The 15087-nt window shown below is 62.7% G+C and carries 14 protein-coding genes and 1 tRNA gene; 13 read left to right on the plus strand and 2 right to left on the minus strand.

Features of this window, described 5'->3' with window-relative positions:
* The first annotated feature begins 18 nt into the window (after window positions 1–18).
* Complete coding sequence (locus tag S4A8_RS13535; RefSeq protein WP_353220541.1) at window positions 19–747, plus strand: epoxyqueuosine reductase QueH; 729 nt, start codon at window positions 19–21, stop codon at window positions 745–747.
* Window positions 748–822: 75 nt separating this feature from the next.
* The gene (locus S4A8_RS13540; protein ID WP_353177889.1) at window positions 823–2016 is read left to right on the plus strand and encodes a cation diffusion facilitator family transporter; all 1194 of its coding nucleotides are present in this window, start codon (window positions 823–825) and stop codon (window positions 2014–2016) included.
* A gap of 270 nt (window positions 2017–2286) precedes the next feature.
* On the opposite strand, the gene S4A8_RS13545 is transcribed toward S4A8_RS13540, so the two are convergent.
* The gene (locus S4A8_RS13545; RefSeq protein WP_353220542.1) at window positions 2287–3651 is read right to left on the minus strand and encodes a glutamate--cysteine ligase; all 1365 of its coding nucleotides are present in this window, start codon (window positions 3649–3651) and stop codon (window positions 2287–2289) included.
* Between the two features lie 200 nt (window positions 3652–3851).
* On the opposite strand from S4A8_RS13545, the gene ubiA reads away from it, so the two are divergent.
* The 3 genes from ubiA to greA all read left to right on the plus strand — a co-directional run bounded on the left by ubiA (window position 3852) and on the right by greA (window position 6836).
* Window positions 3852–4727: a 4-hydroxybenzoate octaprenyltransferase gene (gene ubiA, locus S4A8_RS13550; protein WP_353220543.1), complete on the plus strand. Its 876-nt coding sequence runs from the start codon at window positions 3852–3854 to the stop codon at window positions 4725–4727.
* Between the two features lie 131 nt (window positions 4728–4858).
* Window positions 4859–6217: an adenosylmethionine--8-amino-7-oxononanoate transaminase gene (locus tag S4A8_RS13555; protein ID WP_353220544.1), complete on the plus strand. Its 1359-nt coding sequence runs from the start codon at window positions 4859–4861 to the stop codon at window positions 6215–6217.
* 136 nt (window positions 6218–6353) lie between these two features.
* On the plus strand, window positions 6354–6836 hold the full coding sequence (greA, locus tag S4A8_RS13560) for a transcription elongation factor GreA (RefSeq protein WP_353177896.1): 483 nt from the start codon (window positions 6354–6356) through the stop codon (window positions 6834–6836).
* A gap of 69 nt (window positions 6837–6905) precedes the next feature.
* Here the strand turns inward: greA and yhbY are convergent, their stop codons facing one another.
* Window positions 6906–7190, minus strand: coding sequence for a ribosome assembly RNA-binding protein YhbY (yhbY, locus tag S4A8_RS13565; protein ID WP_353177898.1), 285 nt, complete (start codon window positions 7188–7190; stop codon window positions 6906–6908).
* A gap of 50 nt (window positions 7191–7240) precedes the next feature.
* Here yhbY and S4A8_RS13570 point away from each other — a divergent pair, with 50 nt between their 5' ends.
* The 8 genes from S4A8_RS13570 (at window position 7241) to S4A8_RS13605 (ending at window position 15085) form a co-directional block, all read left to right on the plus strand.
* Window positions 7241–7858, plus strand: a complete 618-nt coding sequence (locus S4A8_RS13570) for an RlmE family RNA methyltransferase (protein WP_353177899.1) — start codon at window positions 7241–7243, stop codon at window positions 7856–7858.
* A gap of 106 nt (window positions 7859–7964) precedes the next feature.
* Complete coding sequence (ftsH, locus tag S4A8_RS13575) at window positions 7965–9926, plus strand: ATP-dependent zinc metalloprotease FtsH (protein WP_353177901.1); 1962 nt, start codon at window positions 7965–7967, stop codon at window positions 9924–9926.
* A gap of 113 nt (window positions 9927–10039) precedes the next feature.
* Window positions 10040–10873 (plus strand): dihydropteroate synthase, encoded by an 834-nt coding sequence (folP, locus tag S4A8_RS13580; protein ID WP_502950740.1) that lies wholly within the window; start codon window positions 10040–10042, stop codon window positions 10871–10873.
* A 22-nt stretch (window positions 10874–10895) separates the two neighbouring features.
* Window positions 10896–12281 (plus strand): phosphoglucosamine mutase, encoded by a 1386-nt coding sequence (gene glmM / locus S4A8_RS13585; protein WP_353177903.1) that lies wholly within the window; start codon window positions 10896–10898, stop codon window positions 12279–12281.
* 35 nt (window positions 12282–12316) lie between these two features.
* The gene (gene tpiA / locus S4A8_RS13590) at window positions 12317–13072 is read left to right on the plus strand and encodes a triose-phosphate isomerase (protein WP_353220545.1); all 756 of its coding nucleotides are present in this window, start codon (window positions 12317–12319) and stop codon (window positions 13070–13072) included.
* Between the two features lie 26 nt (window positions 13073–13098).
* Window positions 13099–13578: a preprotein translocase subunit SecG gene (gene secG, locus S4A8_RS13595; protein ID WP_353177907.1), complete on the plus strand. Its 480-nt coding sequence runs from the start codon at window positions 13099–13101 to the stop codon at window positions 13576–13578.
* A 23-nt stretch (window positions 13579–13601) separates the two neighbouring features.
* Window positions 13602–13686, plus strand: a tRNA-Leu gene (locus S4A8_RS13600).
* Window positions 13687–13726: 40 nt separating this feature from the next.
* Window positions 13727–15085, plus strand: coding sequence for a Na(+)-translocating NADH-quinone reductase subunit A (locus S4A8_RS13605; RefSeq protein ID WP_353220546.1), 1359 nt, complete (start codon window positions 13727–13729; stop codon window positions 15083–15085).
* Window positions 15086–15087 lie beyond the last annotated feature (2 nt).

Genomic DNA, 15087 nt, shown 5'->3' on the forward strand with positions numbered 1-15087 from the left:
ATTTGAGCGCCAATCGCCATGAATCGTTATAGCCTCGACAACTACGAGCGCCCTGAACTCGAGCCGCCGCAAAGCGACGAGAAGCTGCTCATGCATTCCTGCTGCGCGCCCTGTGCCGGCGAAGTGCTGGCTGCGGTCAAGGCCTCCGGCATCGATGTCACGGTGTATTTCTACAACCCGAATATCCATCCGGTGCAGGAATACGAGATGCGCAAGGCCGAGGACATGCGCTACTGCGAACAGCTCGGCATCCCCCATATCGATGGTGATTACGATACCGACAACTGGTTCGACCGTATTCGCGGGCTGGAAAACGAGCCCGAACGCGGTCGCCGGTGTACGGTGTGTTTCGACATGCGCTTCGAACGCACCGCCTTGTATGCCGCCGAACACGGCTATGGCCTGGTGTCGAGCACGCTGGGCATTTCGCGCTGGAAGAACATGGCCCAGATCAACGAAGCCGGCGTACGTGCGGCCAACCGCTACGACGGTGTGACCTACTGGACACTGAACTGGCGCAAGCAGGGCGGGGCCGCGCGCATGATCGAGATCGCCAAGCGCGAGGCCTTCTATCAGCAGGAATACTGCGGCTGTGTGTATAGCCTGCGCGATACCAACCGCCACCGCACGGCAAGTGGTCGTCCGCGTATTCAGAAAGGCATCAAGTTCTACGGTCGCGAGGCCATTCGCAGCGCGAATGTGCCCGGCCGCGGAGAATATCCGACCCTCGACCGGGGCTCGGACTGATGACCCGGTTCTGGCGGCGCCGATGCGCGATGCCATGCTCCGATCGAAGCCGTTAGAGGCGATTATAATCACGCCATGAGTCGCCCCCACGTGCATTCCGCCGCTGCGCACCGCCAGGCGCGTTCGGATTTCAGCGCCAAGCGCCGTGCGACGATCGTCGGCGCGTTGGTCAATCTGCCGTTGGCGCTGATCAAGATCGTGGTCGGCGTGATCGGCCATTCGCAATCGCTGATTGCCGACGGCGTGCATTCGGCGGCCGATCTGATCAGCGACGCGGTGGTGCTCGGCGCGGTGCAGATGGGCATGCAGCAAGCTGATCGCGACCATCCGTATGGACATGCGCGCATGGAAACGGCTGCCACATCGCTGGTGTCGCTGTTTCTCCTGCTGACCGCGGGAGCGCTCGCCTACGACGGTATTCGCCATCTGGCCAGCGAGCAGGCCGGCACACCGCCCGGCATGCTCGCGCTGGCGGTCGCGTTGTTATCGCTGGTGCTCAAGGAGGCGCTGTTCTGGTACACGCTGCGTATCGCACGCCGGGCCAAGTCGCAGCTGATCGAGGCCAACGCCTGGCATCATCGTAGCGACGCGCTGTCGTCGATCGCGGCACTTGTGGCCATCGGCGGCGCGATGCTGGGCTACCCGGCCCTGGATGCGCTGGGCGCGATTCTCATCGGCCTGATGCTTGCGTTCATCGGCGTACGTTATGGCTGGCAGAGTTTTCGCGAACTGGTGGATACCGGGCTCAAGGCAGACCGTATTCAGGTGGTACGCGATCAGATCGCGACCGTACCCGGGGTGCGGCACATGCGGCGCCTGCGTACGCGCACAATGGGCGGGCATGACGCGTTTGCCGATGTCGGCGTGTTTGTCGATCCGTACGTGAGCCTGACCGAGGCCCATCGCATCAGCGAGGCGATTACCTCACGGCTGGTACGCCATGTCGACGAGATCGCGGATATCTGCGTACATATCGAGCCGGACGGCCATGCCGATTCCGACGCAGCGCATGCACTGCCACTGCGCGAACAGATCCTGCCGGAACTGGAAAGCGCCTGGGCGGACTTGCCCGCAGCGGGCGAAATCCAGCGTGTGACGCTGCATTACCTGGACGACGTGATCGAGGTCGAGATTCAGCTACCGCTGGCACGTGTGCCGTTTCACGAACGCGACCAAGCGGCCTTCGATACGGTCGCCCGCGATATGCCCGCGATTGCGGAAATCCGGCTGCTCTACGGTGCACCGCAGCGTACGCCGCGCCGCGAGTGATCGCGCCAGGAAGATGACGTCCGCGAATGAACGCAAATAAACGCAAATAAGGCAGGAACACAGGGCGCGGACGGTCGCGAGGTGCGCGGCGAGCGCTCAAGCCTTATGTTGATTTTTGTCCATAATCAAGCGTAACGCAGCCGCTGTGGTGAAATAGCCCGCTGCACAAACCGTCTTGCATTCGCGTTTATTGGCGTTCATTTGCGGACCGTTTTACTTCCTTGAAAACAAGAACCGCAGGTTACACAGCGGGCGTTTGGTGTCCCGACGCTAATAGGCGAATTCGGTGAACACCGGGTCGACCGATTCATTCCATCGGCCGGCATACAGATCGAGCAGTGTTTCGGCAGGCGTTACGCCGGTTTCGGCGATTTCGGCCAGCTGGTCGAGATACATGCGTTCGTCGCGGTCCTGGCTATCCAGGCGCGCTCGGCGTTCGAGCCCGCCTTGGGCGATGGCGACGACTTCGCGGGCGATATCCTGCAACGTGCCGTCGCGAAACGGCGTTTTTAGCCCGTAGACGGGGGCGTCGCGGCGCAGACGGTTGCGTTCTTCCGCAGTGAAATCGCAACACAGCTGCCAGGCAGCATCCAGGGCTTCGCTGTCGTAACACAGCCCGGCCCAGAGCGCGGGCAGCGCGCACAGCCGGCGCCAGGGCCCGCCATCCGCGCCACGCATTTCCATGAAACGCTTGAGTCGCACCTCGGGGAACAGCGTGGTCAGATGATCATCCCAGTCGGACAAAGTCGGCAATTCGCCAGGCAGGGCGGGCAGCTTGCCGGCCAGAAAATCCCGGAAGGACTGGCCGGAGGCGTCGATATAACGCCCGTCGCGATAGACGAAATACATGGGCACGTCGAGCGCATATTCGATATAGCGCTCGAAGCCCATATCGTCGTCGAACACCCAGTCGAGCATACCGGAGCGATCGTTATCGGTATCGGTCCAGATCTGGCTGCGATACGACACGAAACCGTTGGGCTTGCCTTCGGTAAACGGCGAGTTGGCGAACAATGCCGTAGCCACCGGTTGCAAGGCCAGGCCGACCCGGAATTTCTGCACCATATCGGCTTCCGAGCCGTAGTCGATATTCACCTGTACGGTGGATGTGCGCAGCATCATGTCCAGGCCGAGCGTGCCGACCTTGGGCATATAGGCTTTCATGATCTCGTAGCGCTGCTTGGGCATCCACGGACAATCCGCGCGTGCCCATTTCGGCTGAAAACCCAGGCCGAGCAGGCCGACGTTCATTTCCGCGGCGACTTCCTTGACCTGTTTCAGGTGCACATGAATTTCGTCGCAGGTTTCGTGCACGGTATCCAGCGGCGCGCCGGCGAGTTCGAGCTGGCCGCCGGGTTCGAGCGTGATATGGCAACGCCCGAGTTCAAGCGCCACGAGCTTGTCGTTTTCGGTCATCGGCTGCCAGCCGAAGCGTTGCAGTTTTTCCAGGAAGGTCTGGATGCCGCGCTCGCCTTCATAGGGCAGGGGCCGGAGCGTGTCGCGGTCGAACACGAATTTCTCGTGCTCGGTGCCCAGGCGCCAACGGCTCGGCGGCTTACAGGCGTTTTCGAAATATTCGATGAGCTGGCGACGATCCGTGATCGTCGCGCCGCCGGATTGCGAAGGCGCCGACATGGACTCTCCAATCGGTCATGAGCGCGGCCAGAACACGCGCTTCATGCTGCAGTCTGAATTTGGCGCATGGTAACGTTAAAAGCCGCGTTCCGGGATAGTTGGCGAATGCAATCAATACATGGCCTGCGTTGGCGCGCATGGCGGCGTGTGCTCGCGCCGGTTTCCTGCGCGTATCCGCGCGTCGCCGCGAGGAGTTCACGATGAGTACGGCGATCCTGAAATCCAGCCATATCGAGGCGCTGTTTCGGCTCACCCGTCTGCACAAGCCGATCGGTATCTTCCTGGTGGTCTGGCCCATGCTCTGGGCGCTGTGGCTGGCGGCGGGTGGCGTGCCCGATCTGTGGGTGTTGTGCGTTTTCGTGCTCGGCGCGATTCTCATGCGCTCGGCCGGTTGTGTCATCAACGATTTCGCTGATCGCAAGATCGACGGTCACGTAAAACGCACGCGCGAGCGGCCGTTGGCCACCGGCGAGATCAGTTCACGCGAGGCGCTCGTCCTGTTTGCCGTGCTGTGTCTGGCCGCCTTCGCGCTGGTGCTTACGCTCAATGGTCTGACCATCGCCATGGCGTTCGTGGGCGCGGGGCTGGCCGTGCTGTACCCGTTCACCAAACGCATGACCCACTGGCCGCAGATGTTTCTGGGCGCGGCCTTTGGCTGGGCCGTGCCCATGGCATTCGCGGCTCAGGCCGGCGGCGTGCCGTGGGGTGGCTGGCTGCTGTTCGTGGCCACGCTTATCTGGGCGCTGGTCTACGACACCTTCTATGCCATGGTCGATCGCGACGACGATCTCAAGATCGGGGTGAAATCCACCGCCATTCTCTGGGGCCGCTACGACCGCGCGGTGATCGGCGTGTTCCAGCTACTGTTTTTCGCGCTGCTGGTTGGCGTGGGGCGGGCGTTCGAGCTGGGCGCGCTGTACTACCTGGGGCTGGCCTGTGGCGCGCTGATGGCGGTCTACCATCAATGGCTTGCGCGTAATCGTGGTCGCGACGCCTGTTTTCGTGTGTTCATGCAGCACAACATTCTCGGCGGCGTCATTTTCGCCGGCGTTGTAGCGGATCTGGCCATCCGCTAGGGTGCGAAACGCATCCCGGCGCAGTCGGCGCTGACGATAAGCGCTGTTACTGGCGTCTCGTCGTCACGCGCGCCTGAGCCTCAGACGCTCGAACTTGTCGACCCATTCACCGAATCCGACCGGAACCTGCTATGAGCAACGCCGAGCTGATTGCGCGCGATTTGAACGTCGTGTGGCATCCCTGTACCCAGATGAAGGATACCGAGGCCATGCCACCGGTCCCGATCAAGCGCGGCGAGGGCGTCTGGCTGGAGGATTTCGACGGTAATCGCTATATCGACGCGGTGAGTTCGTGGTGGGTCAATATCTTCGGCCATGCCAACCCGGCCATCAACGACCGCATCAAGACGCAACTGGATACGCTCGAACACGTCATGCTCGCCGGGTTCTCGCACGAACCGGCCGTCGAACTGGCCGAACGCCTGGTCGCGCTCACGCCGGCCGGCTTGACCCGTGCCTTCTATGCCGACAACGGCTCGGCGGCGGTCGAGGTCGCGCTCAAGATGAGCTTTCATTACTGGCGCAATACCGGCCACGGCGAAAAGACGCGCTTCATCAATCTGTCCAACAGCTATCACGGCGAAACGCTGGGCGCGCTCGCGGTCGGCGATGTCGATCTCTATAAAAAGACCTACGAGCCGCTATTGCTCAAACCGCTGACTGCACGCTCGCCGGATTGCTACGAGCGGGAACCGGGCGTGAGCTGGGAAGCACACAGCCGCGCCGTGTTTGCCGACATGGAAGCGCTGTTGGCCGAGCACGCGCACGAAACCTGTGCGGTGATCGTCGAGCCGCTGTTGCAGTGCGCCGGCCATATGCGCATGTATCACCCGGTCTATCTGGAATTGTTACGCGAGGCCTGTACGCGCTACGGCGTGCATCTGATTGCCGACGAGATCGCGGTCGGTTTCGGGCGTACGGGCACGCTGTTTGCCTGCGAACAGGCCGGCGAGGCCGGGATTTCGCCGGATTTCATGTGTCTGTCCAAGGGGTTGACCGCAGGCTATCTGCCGCTGTCGATCACCATGACCACCGACGATATCTACAACGCCTTCTACGACGACTACGCCAACCTGACCGCGTTTTTGCACTCGCATTCCTATACCGGCAACCCGCTGGCCTGCGCGGCGGCACTGGCCACACTCGACGAATTCGAACGCCGCGACCAGATCGCGGTCAACCGCGGGCTGGCCGAGCATATGGCCGCGGCCGTCGCGCCACTGGTCGATCATCCCAATGTGGCCGAGGTTCGCCAGACCGGTATGGTGCTGGCCATTGAAATGGTGGCCGACAAGGCCACGAAAACGCCGTTCGACTGGCGCGAACGCCGCGGCATTCAGGTTTATCGGCATGCGTTGAGCCAGGGCGCGCTGCTGCGACCGCTGGGCGATGTGATCTATTTCATGCCGCCCTACGTGATCACGCCGGAACAGATCGCGCATCTAGGCACGGTCGCTGCACAAGGCATCGAACGCGCCGTCTCGACTTGAGCCGAAAGCGCTGCTAGCCTGACCCTATCCGGTTTATACCGGCCCAGACACAACCGATTCTTGCATCCGCAACAGAAACGGTCGCCGAAACGGCGGCCGTTTTGTTTTCGGGTGTGCTGTTTTCCAAGGTGGAGTGATGGACAAGACACCGCTGACGCAGAACGGCGCCGACGCGCTGCGCGACGAACTCAAGCGACTCAAGAAAACCGAGCGGCCGCGCATTGTGGCCGCGATCGAGGAAGCGCGCGCGCATGGCGATCTCAAGGAGAACGCCGAGTACCACGCGGCCAAGGAAGAGCAGGGCTTCAACGAAGGCCGGATCAACGAAATCGAATCCAAGCTCGCCACCGCGCAGATCATCGATGTGGCCCGCGTGGGTGCACAGGCGAATGGGCGCGTGGTTTTTGGTGCAACGCTCGACCTGGCCGACGAGGACAGTGGCGAGGAATTCACCTATCAGATCGTTGGCGAGGACGAGGCCGATATCAAGAAAGGCCTGCTGTCGTTCGCCTCGCCGATCGCGCGGGCGCTGATCGGCAAGACCGAGGGCGACGTGGTGGATATCGATGTGCCCGGCGGCCGCCGTACACTCGAAATCGTCGAGGTTCGTTATATCTGATCGGCCGCGCCGATACGGCCCGCCCGCCGGTTGGATGACCCGCGGGCGGGGTTTGCGACGGCGTAGGGACTACGCTTTCTCGGGATTGGGGCGATACAGTGTCGCGGTGCGCCCGATCTGTTGGACACAGGCGGCGTCCAGGCGCTGGCAGACCTGTTCGACTTCACCGCGCCGATCCTGTTTGTCGTCGGTGGCCAGCTTGATCTTGACCAGTTCGTGATCGAACAGGGCGCGGTCGATTTCGGCCAGCACCGGCTCGCTCAAACCGGCCGCGCCGGTTTGCACCACCGGCTTGAGATGATGGGCCTGTTTCTTGAGTGCGCGCCGCTCGGCGGCATCGAGATCTGGGGACATTGGCGGTTTCACGATCGCTGGCTTGAAAACAGCGCAACAGTATACGACCCATGAGCAAGCGCAGCGATACACGCCGATGGCTGGACAAGCACCGCAACGACCCGTACGTGCGGGCTGCGCAAAAGGATAACTACCGTTCGCGCGCGGTCTACAAGCTGGCCGAGGTCGACGAACGCGATTCCCTGCTCAAGTCCAAGCACTGTATTGTCGACCTGGGCGCGGCGCCGGGCGGATGGAGCCAGTATTGTCGGCGGCAGCGCCCGCAGGCGCGGGTCGTCGCACTGGACCGCCTGGACATGGATCCGATCGACGGCGTGGATTTTCTGAAGGTCGATTTTGCCGAGCAGGCCGGGGTGGATACGCTGCTGGATACGCTGGGCAGCGACCGTGTCGATCTTGTACTTTCGGACATGGCCCCCAATTTGACAGGGATCATGGTGGCCGACCAGGCCGGTGTGATGCAGTTGGCCGAACTCGCACTGGATCTGTGCGCGTCGGTACTCGATGCCGATGGCGATCTGTTCATCAAGGTGTTTCAGGGCGAGGGCTTCGATGAAATGCTGGTCGACATGCGAAAACGCTTTCGGCGTGTGGCGGTGCGCAAGCCCAAGGCTTCGCGCGATGCCAGCCGCGAAATGTATCTGCTGGGCCAGGGCTGGCGTATATAGGCACTGGGTAAAGCAGCGGGCCGACAGGCCGATTGTTTATACTGTTCGGCAGAACACGCCGGACGCCAATCATACGACCGCCGGATCGCGGTCGAGGATGTAGATCTTGAACGAACTAGCTAAGAATCTGCTGTTGTGGGTCGTGATCGCACTCGTGCTCATGAGTGTGTTTTCGAGCTTCGCGCCATCGGCATCGAGCGCCAACGAGGTGTCGTACTCGCATTTTCTCGATCAGGTCGAGAATGGCAGCGTTTCGCAGGTCCATATCGAGGATCAGCGGATTCGTGGTCAGCTCAAGTCCGGGCAGAAGTTCGCGACCTACAGTCCGGAGTCCGATAACAAGGCCATGATCGGCACGCTGCGCGAGCATGACGTAGAGATCGTCGGTGAACCGGAGGACCAGGGCTCGTTCCTCAAGCAGATCCTCATTTCCTGGTTCCCCTTCCTGCTGTTGATCGGCGTCTGGATCTATTTCATGCGCCAGATGCAGGGCGGCGGTGGTGGCCGCGGCGCGATGTCCTTCGGCAAGTCCAAGGCGCGCATGATGCAGGCCGACCAGGTCAAGATCACCTTCGCTGACGTCGCCGGCGTGGAAGAAGCCAAGTCCGAGGTGCAGGAGTTGGTGGAATTTTTGTCCGAGCCGGGCAAGTTCCAGCGCGTGGGCGGCAAGATCCCGCGTGGCGTGCTCATGGTCGGCTCGCCGGGTACCGGTAAGACGCTGCTGGCCAAGGCAATCGCCGGCGAGGCGGGCGTGCCGTTCTTCTCGATCTCGGGTTCCGACTTCGTGGAAATGTTCGTGGGCGTGGGCGCGTCGCGTGTTCGTGACATGTTCGAACAGGCCAAGAAGCAGTCGCCCTGCATCATCTTCATCGACGAAATCGACGCGGTCGGCCGCCAGCGTGGTGCCGGCCTGGGCGGCGGCCACGACGAGCGTGAACAGACGCTCAACCAGCTGCTGGTCGAAATGGACGGTTTCGAAGGCAGCGAAGGCGTGATCGTGATCGCGGCCACCAACCGGCCCGACGTGCTCGACCCCGCGCTGCTGCGCCCCGGTCGTTTCGACCGTCAGGTGGTGGTGCCGCTGCCGGACGTGCGCGGGCGCGAGCAGATCCTGAAAGTGCACATGAAGAATGTGCCCATTCACGACAACGTGAAGGCATCGGTGATCGCGCGTGGTTGCCCGGGCTTTTCCGGTGCGGATCTGGCCAACCTCGTCAACGAGGCCGCGCTGTTCGCCGCGCGTGCGAACAAGAAGCTGGTGGTCCAGGAGGATTTCGAGCGCGCCAAGGACAAGATCATGATGGGCGCCGAGCGCAAATCCATGGTCATGACCGAGGACGAAAAACGCCTGACCGCCTATCACGAGGCCGGCCACGCCATCATCGGCCTGACCGTGCCCCAGCACGATCCGGTGCACAAGGTCACCATCGTGCCGCGCGGCCGGGCGCTGGGCGTGACCATGTTCCTGCCGGAAGAGGATCGCTACAGCTATTCCAAGCAGCGTTTGATCAGCCAGATCTGCACGCTCTACGGCGGCCGTCTGGCCGAGGAGATCATCTTCGGCAAGGAAGCGGTCACCACGGGGGCCTCGAACGATATCGAGCGTGTGACCGAAATCGCCCGCAACATGGTCACGAAGTGGGGTCTGTCCGATCGTCTCGGGCCGATCGCCTACGATACGGAAGACAATCAGCCGTTTCTGGGCAAGGCCGCGACGCAGTCGAGCGGTATCTCCGACGAAACGGCGCATGCCATCGACAAGGAAATCCGTTCCATCATCGACGGCTGCTACGAGCGCGCCAAGCAGATCCTCGAAGATCATATGGACAAGCTGCATCTGATGTCGGATGCGCTCATGAAGTATGAAACCATCGATCGCAAGCAGATCGACGAGATCATGCAGGGCCGCGAGCCCGGCCCGCCGGAGAGTTGGGACGATTCGGATACGCCGAATTCCGGCGGCGGCAATGCGCCGACGGCGAGCAGCCCCGATTCGGGCAAGTCTTCCGACAGTCAGGACAGCGACGACAAGGGTGTGCCGAGCCCGGCCCACCATCGCGAGTCCTGATCGCGGGCTTTAACTGGACGGGCCGGCAGTCTGCATCTGCCGGCCTTTCTGTTTAGAATCAGATAAATGCTTTGTATTTCTCATCGCCTTTGTCACGCTGCGCGGGTGTCGTCGTGCAGTTGAGTGGCCGCGATCGAACGCTGGATCTGACCCGGCCCGCGGTGATGGGCATTCTCAATGTCACGCCGGATTCGTTTTCCGATGGCGGCGCCTATGTGGAAACCGATCGCGCGATCGCTCATGCCCTGGCCATGGCCGGGCAGGGGGCTGCCATTATCGATATTGGCGGCGAGTCCACGCGCCCCGGCGCGGCGCCGGTCGACGAGGACGAGGAGCTCGCACGCGTGCTACCGGTCATCGAAGGCCTGCGTGCGCAAAGCGACGTCTTCATTTCCGTGGATACGATCAAGGCGCGGGTAATGCGCGAAGCCTGTGCGGCCGGCGCCGACATGATCAACGATGTCATGGCCTTGCAGGCGCCAGGGGCGATCGAGGCGGCACGCGACAGCGGTGCGGCGGTGTGTCTGATGCATATGCAGGGCGAGCCGCGCACCATGCAGTCCGCGCCCGCGTATGGCGATGTGGTCGCCGAGGTGCGTGACTTCTTGCAGGCCCGTGTCGAAGCCTGCCAGGCGGCCGGAATCGACAGGAATCGAATCTGTCTGGACCCCGGTTTCGGCTTTGGCAAGACGCTCGAACACAATCTCGAGCTCATGCGCCGTCTGAATGCCTTTGTCGCGTGCGACCTGCCGGTACTCGTGGGCGTGTCGCGCAAGTCCATGTTCGTGAAGCTGCATGGGCATGACGATATGGATAGTCGTATTCATGCCAGCGTCACCGCGGCCTTCTGGGCCGTGACCCAGGGCGCGCGTATCATTCGCAGCCACGACGTGGCGCGAACAGTCGAGGCGCTGACGCTTGCCTCGGCGCTGACCGATAGCCCGTAAATCAAGAAAGGAAGACGCGATCGTGGCGCAGCGATATTTTGGAACGGACGGTATTCGCGGTGAGGTGGGCGAGTCGCCGCTGACACCGGATTTCGCGCTCAAACTGGGCTGGGCTGCCGGGCGCGTACTCGTGCGCCGACTCGGCGAACGCGGCGTGCCGGAAAGCGCCGGTGAGCGCGCCCAGGTGTTGATCGGCAAGGACACCCGCCTGTCTGGCTATATGTTCGAATCCGCCCTCGAGGCGGGTTTTGCCGCCGCGGGCGTGGATGTGCTGCTGGTGGGACCGTTGCCCACGCCGGCGATCGCCTATCTGGCGCGCACCTTTCGTGCGGGCGCGGGCGTGGTCATCAGCGCGTCTCACAACCCTTTTTCCGATAACGGTTTCAAGTTCTTTTCGCACTACGGCCAGAAGCTGGCGGACGAAGTGGAGGCGGAAATCGAAGCCGAGCTCGACCAGCCGTTGGTCTGTGTGGATTCCGATCGGCTGGGGCGCGCGCGGCGCGTGGAAAGTGCGCCGGGGCGCTATATCGAATTCTGCAAATCCACGGCACGCTTCGAAAACGGCGGCCTGTCGGGTCTGAAGCTCGTGATCGACTGTGCCCACGGGGCAACCTATCACGTTGCGCCCGATGTGTTTCGCGAACTCGGCGCCCAGGTCAGCGTGATCGGCGCTGCCCCGGATGGGCTCAACATCAATCGCGATGTCGGCTCGACCCATCCCAAAGGCCTGTCGGAGGCCGTGCGTGCGCATGGCGCCGATGTCGGCATCGCGCTCGACGGCGACGGCGACCGCTGCATCATGATCGATCACGAGGGCAATATCGTCGACGGCGACCAATTGCTGTACGTGATCGCGAACGCGCGCCGTGAGGCTGGCGAACTCCAGGGCGCGGTCGTCGGTACGCTCATGAGCAATCTGGGGCTTGCGCTGGCGTTTAAGCGCGACGGCGTCGAATTCGAGCGCGCGAAAGTGGGCGATCGCTACGTTTTCGAGCGACTCAAGGCACTGGGCGCGAATATCGGCGGCGAGTCGTCGGGCCATATTCTGTGCCTGGATCGCGCGACCACGGGCGACGGCATTGTCTCGGCGTTGCAGGTGCTCGCAGCGATGGTCGCCAGCGGCGAGAGTCTGCAAACGCTGGTGCAGCCCGTCGACAAGTGCCCGCAGACACTGATCAACGTGCGTATTAACCGGGGCAGCGCGGATACGCTCATGCAGGACGCGCAGGTGGTCGCGGCCGTGCACGACGTCGAAAGTGCGTTGGGCGAGGAAGGTCGCGTATTATTGCGCCCCTCGGGCACCGAGCCGTTGCTGCGCGTGATGGTCGAAGGTACCGACGCGGCCGCGGTCGAGGACTGCGCCAACCGGCTCGCCGACAGCGTGCGCCAGGCGGCAGCTGCGGCCTGAGCGCAGCGGATACGACAACAAATGAAGGATACCCAATGAGCCGTACGATGCTGATCGCAGGCAACTGGAAAATGAATGGCGACGCGGCACAGGTGGATGCGTTCGCCCGCGACGTCGCGGCCGGCGCGGCGAACATTTCTGCCGACATGCTCGTGTGTGTGCCGTTCGTCTATATCGAGCGCCTGGCGGCGGGTCTGGGCGGCGCCTCGGTGGCGGTGGGTGCACAGAACGTGGCGGCCGAGGTCGAAGCCGGCGCCTTCACCGGCGAGGTCAACGGCGCGATGCTTGCGGATATCGGTTGTCGTTATGCCATCGTCGGCCATTCCGAGCGGCGCGCCCTCTACGGCGAAACCGATGCCGTGGTGGCCGCCAAGACCGATGCAGCGGTCGCCGCCGGGCTCACGCCGATCGTATGCGTTGGCGAAACGCTGGAACAGCGCGAAGCCGACCAGACCGAAGCGGTGCTCGCCGCGCAGATCGATGCGCTGTTTGCGCAGTGTGATGCGCGCACGCTCTCCGCGGTGGTGATTGCCTATGAACCGATTTGGGCGATCGGTACGGGGCGTTCTGCCTCGCCGGAACAGGCTCAGGCGGTTCATGCATTCCTGCGCGGACAAATCGCTGACAAGGATGCTACAATTGCCGAATCGGTTCTGCTGCTTTACGGCGGCAGCGTAAAGCCGGACAATGCCGCGGCGTTATTCGCCGGGGCGGACGTCGACGGCGCGCTGATTGGCGGCGCTTCGCTCAAGGCCGATTCATTCTTGGACATTGCGCGCGCGGCCGGTTAGGCTCGCGCACGTTCACAGGCTCTGGCATGGTTTATACAATACTGGTCGTCATCCAGGTCGTGGTTGCGTTGGCCCTGATTGGGCTGATCCTTGTGCAGCACGGCAAGGGTGCGGACGCGGGCGCTGCCTTTGGCAGCGGTGCATCGGGCACGGTTTTCGGGGCCAAGGGCTCGGCAAACTTCATGACCCGTGCGACCGGCGCGCTGGCTACGGTATTCTTTGCCATCAGTCTGACACTGGCCTATCTGATCAATGGTGCCAGCACGCCCACGGGCAGTGTCACCGATCAGGTTCAACAGCAGGCGCCGGGTTCGTCGCTGCTGTCGGATGGCAACAACAATGGCGTGGCCGGCGACGAAGTCGTCACCGGCGACACCACGGCGCCCGCCGCCGAAGATACGAACAAGGGCGCGTCGGCCGAACAGGGCTCGACGTCGCCGCAAGTACCGGCCGACAACGGTGATGACGCCGATGCGGCCGAACCCAGTGCGCAGGTGCCCGAGTAGGGCGCGTACGGGTTCACGCTCATGCCGACGTGGTGGAATTGGTAGACACGCTGTCTTGAGGGGGCAGTAGCGAGAGCTGTGCCGGTTCGAGTCCGGCCGTCGGCACCATACAATTTGTCAGCGACGTGAGAGGCACGCCAGCGGCGACATGCGAGTCACGATCAAGAAAGGTCTGGATCTGCCGATCGGCGGTGCGCCCAGGCAGGTCATTCAGGATGCGTCGCCGGTCAGCCGCGTCGCGGTTGTCGGCACCGACTACCACGGCATGAAGCCGACCATGGCGGTTGCCGAAGGCGATCGGGTCAAACTCGGCCAGCCGCTGTTCGAGGACAAGAAGACACCCGGGGTCATTTATACCGCCCCGGGCGCTGGCGAGGTGGTTGCGATCAATCGCGGCGCCAAGCGGATGCTGCAGTCGGTGGTCATTCGTCTGGACGCCGACGCCAGCGCCGACGACGAAATCACCTTCGATACCCATACCCCCGAGAAGCTCGGCGAGCTCGATCCCGCGCGTGTTGAGCGCACGCTGATCGAGTCTGGGTTCTGGACGGCGCTTCGTACACGCCCGTTCAGCAAGGTTCCGGCGCCGGGTACACGCCCGCGCTCGATCTTCGTAACCGCGATCGACACCAACCCGCTGGCCGCCGACCCGGGCGTGATCGTCAATCAGCGCCGGTCGGATTTCGTCAACGGTCTGCGCGTGCTGTCCCGGCTTACCGACGGTTCGGTCTATATCTGTAAAGCGCCCGGGGCGGATATTCCCCAGCCCGGTGGCAGCCAGTTCGTAACCGCCGAATTCGAAGGCAAGCACCCGGCCGGGTTGGTCGGCACGCATGTGCATTTTCTCGACCCGGTGGGCGTGGACAGCTGTGTATGGCATCTGGGCTATCAGGATGTCATGGCCATTGGCGCGTTGTTCATCACCGGGCGTATTAACGTCGAACGGGTCGTTGCGCTTTGTGGCCCCGCGGCATCGAATCCGCGCCTGCTTCGTACGCGTATGGGTGCGAGTACCGACGAGTTGTTGCACGACGAGATCGAGGGCGATGAAGTGCGCGCGATTTCGGGTTCGGTTCTATCCGGGCGGCGCGCGGCGGAGTGGGGCTCTTTCATGGGTCGCTACGACACCCAGCTCACATTGTTACCGGAAAGCCGCGAGCGGCCCTTCATGGGTTGGCTGATGCCTGGGCGTGATCGCTTTTCCAAGATCAACGTATTCCTGTCGAGCCTGCTCAAGCCGGCGAGCTACAAGTTCAATACGTCACAAAACGGCAGTGCCCGTGCCATGGTGCCGATCGGCAACTACGAAGAAGTGATGCCGCTGGATATTCTGCCCACGCAGCTGCTGCGCGCATTGCTGGTGCGCGATACCGACAGCGCACAGGCACTGGGCGCGACAGAACTCGACGAAGAGGATCTGGCGCTGCTGAGTTTCGTCGACGTCGCCAAATACGATTTCGGGCCGCACCTGCGTGCGAACCTCGACATCATCGAACGCGAGGGTTGATG

The sequence above is a fragment of the Salinisphaera sp. S4-8 genome (genome assembly GCF_040361235.1).
Lineage (GTDB): Bacteria > Pseudomonadota > Gammaproteobacteria > Nevskiales > Salinisphaeraceae > Salinisphaera.

Excerpts from the sequence above, each read along its gene's own strand:
- S4A8_RS13535 (WP_353220541.1), top strand. The coding sequence starts at position 19 with ATGAATCGTTATAGCCTCGACAACTACGAGCGCCCTGAACTCGAGCCG.
- S4A8_RS13540 (WP_353177889.1), top strand. The coding sequence starts at position 823 with ATGAGTCGCCCCCACGTGCATTCCGCCGCTGCGCACCGCCAGGCGCGT.
- S4A8_RS13545 (WP_353220542.1), bottom strand. The coding sequence starts at position 3,651 with ATGTCGGCGCCTTCGCAATCCGGCGGCGCGACGATCACGGATCGTCGC.
- ubiA (WP_353220543.1), top strand. The coding sequence starts at position 3,852 with ATGAGTACGGCGATCCTGAAATCCAGCCATATCGAGGCGCTGTTTCGG.
- S4A8_RS13555 (WP_353220544.1), top strand. The coding sequence starts at position 4,859 with ATGAGCAACGCCGAGCTGATTGCGCGCGATTTGAACGTCGTGTGGCAT.
- greA (WP_353177896.1), top strand. The coding sequence starts at position 6,354 with ATGGACAAGACACCGCTGACGCAGAACGGCGCCGACGCGCTGCGCGAC.
- yhbY (WP_353177898.1), bottom strand. The coding sequence starts at position 7,190 with ATGTCCCCAGATCTCGATGCCGCCGAGCGGCGCGCACTCAAGAAACAG.
- S4A8_RS13570 (WP_353177899.1), top strand. The coding sequence starts at position 7,241 with ATGAGCAAGCGCAGCGATACACGCCGATGGCTGGACAAGCACCGCAAC.
- tpiA (WP_353220545.1), top strand. The coding sequence starts at position 12,317 with ATGAGCCGTACGATGCTGATCGCAGGCAACTGGAAAATGAATGGCGAC.
- secG (WP_353177907.1), top strand. The coding sequence starts at position 13,099 with ATGGTTTATACAATACTGGTCGTCATCCAGGTCGTGGTTGCGTTGGCC.
- S4A8_RS13605 (WP_353220546.1), top strand. The coding sequence starts at position 13,727 with ATGCGAGTCACGATCAAGAAAGGTCTGGATCTGCCGATCGGCGGTGCG.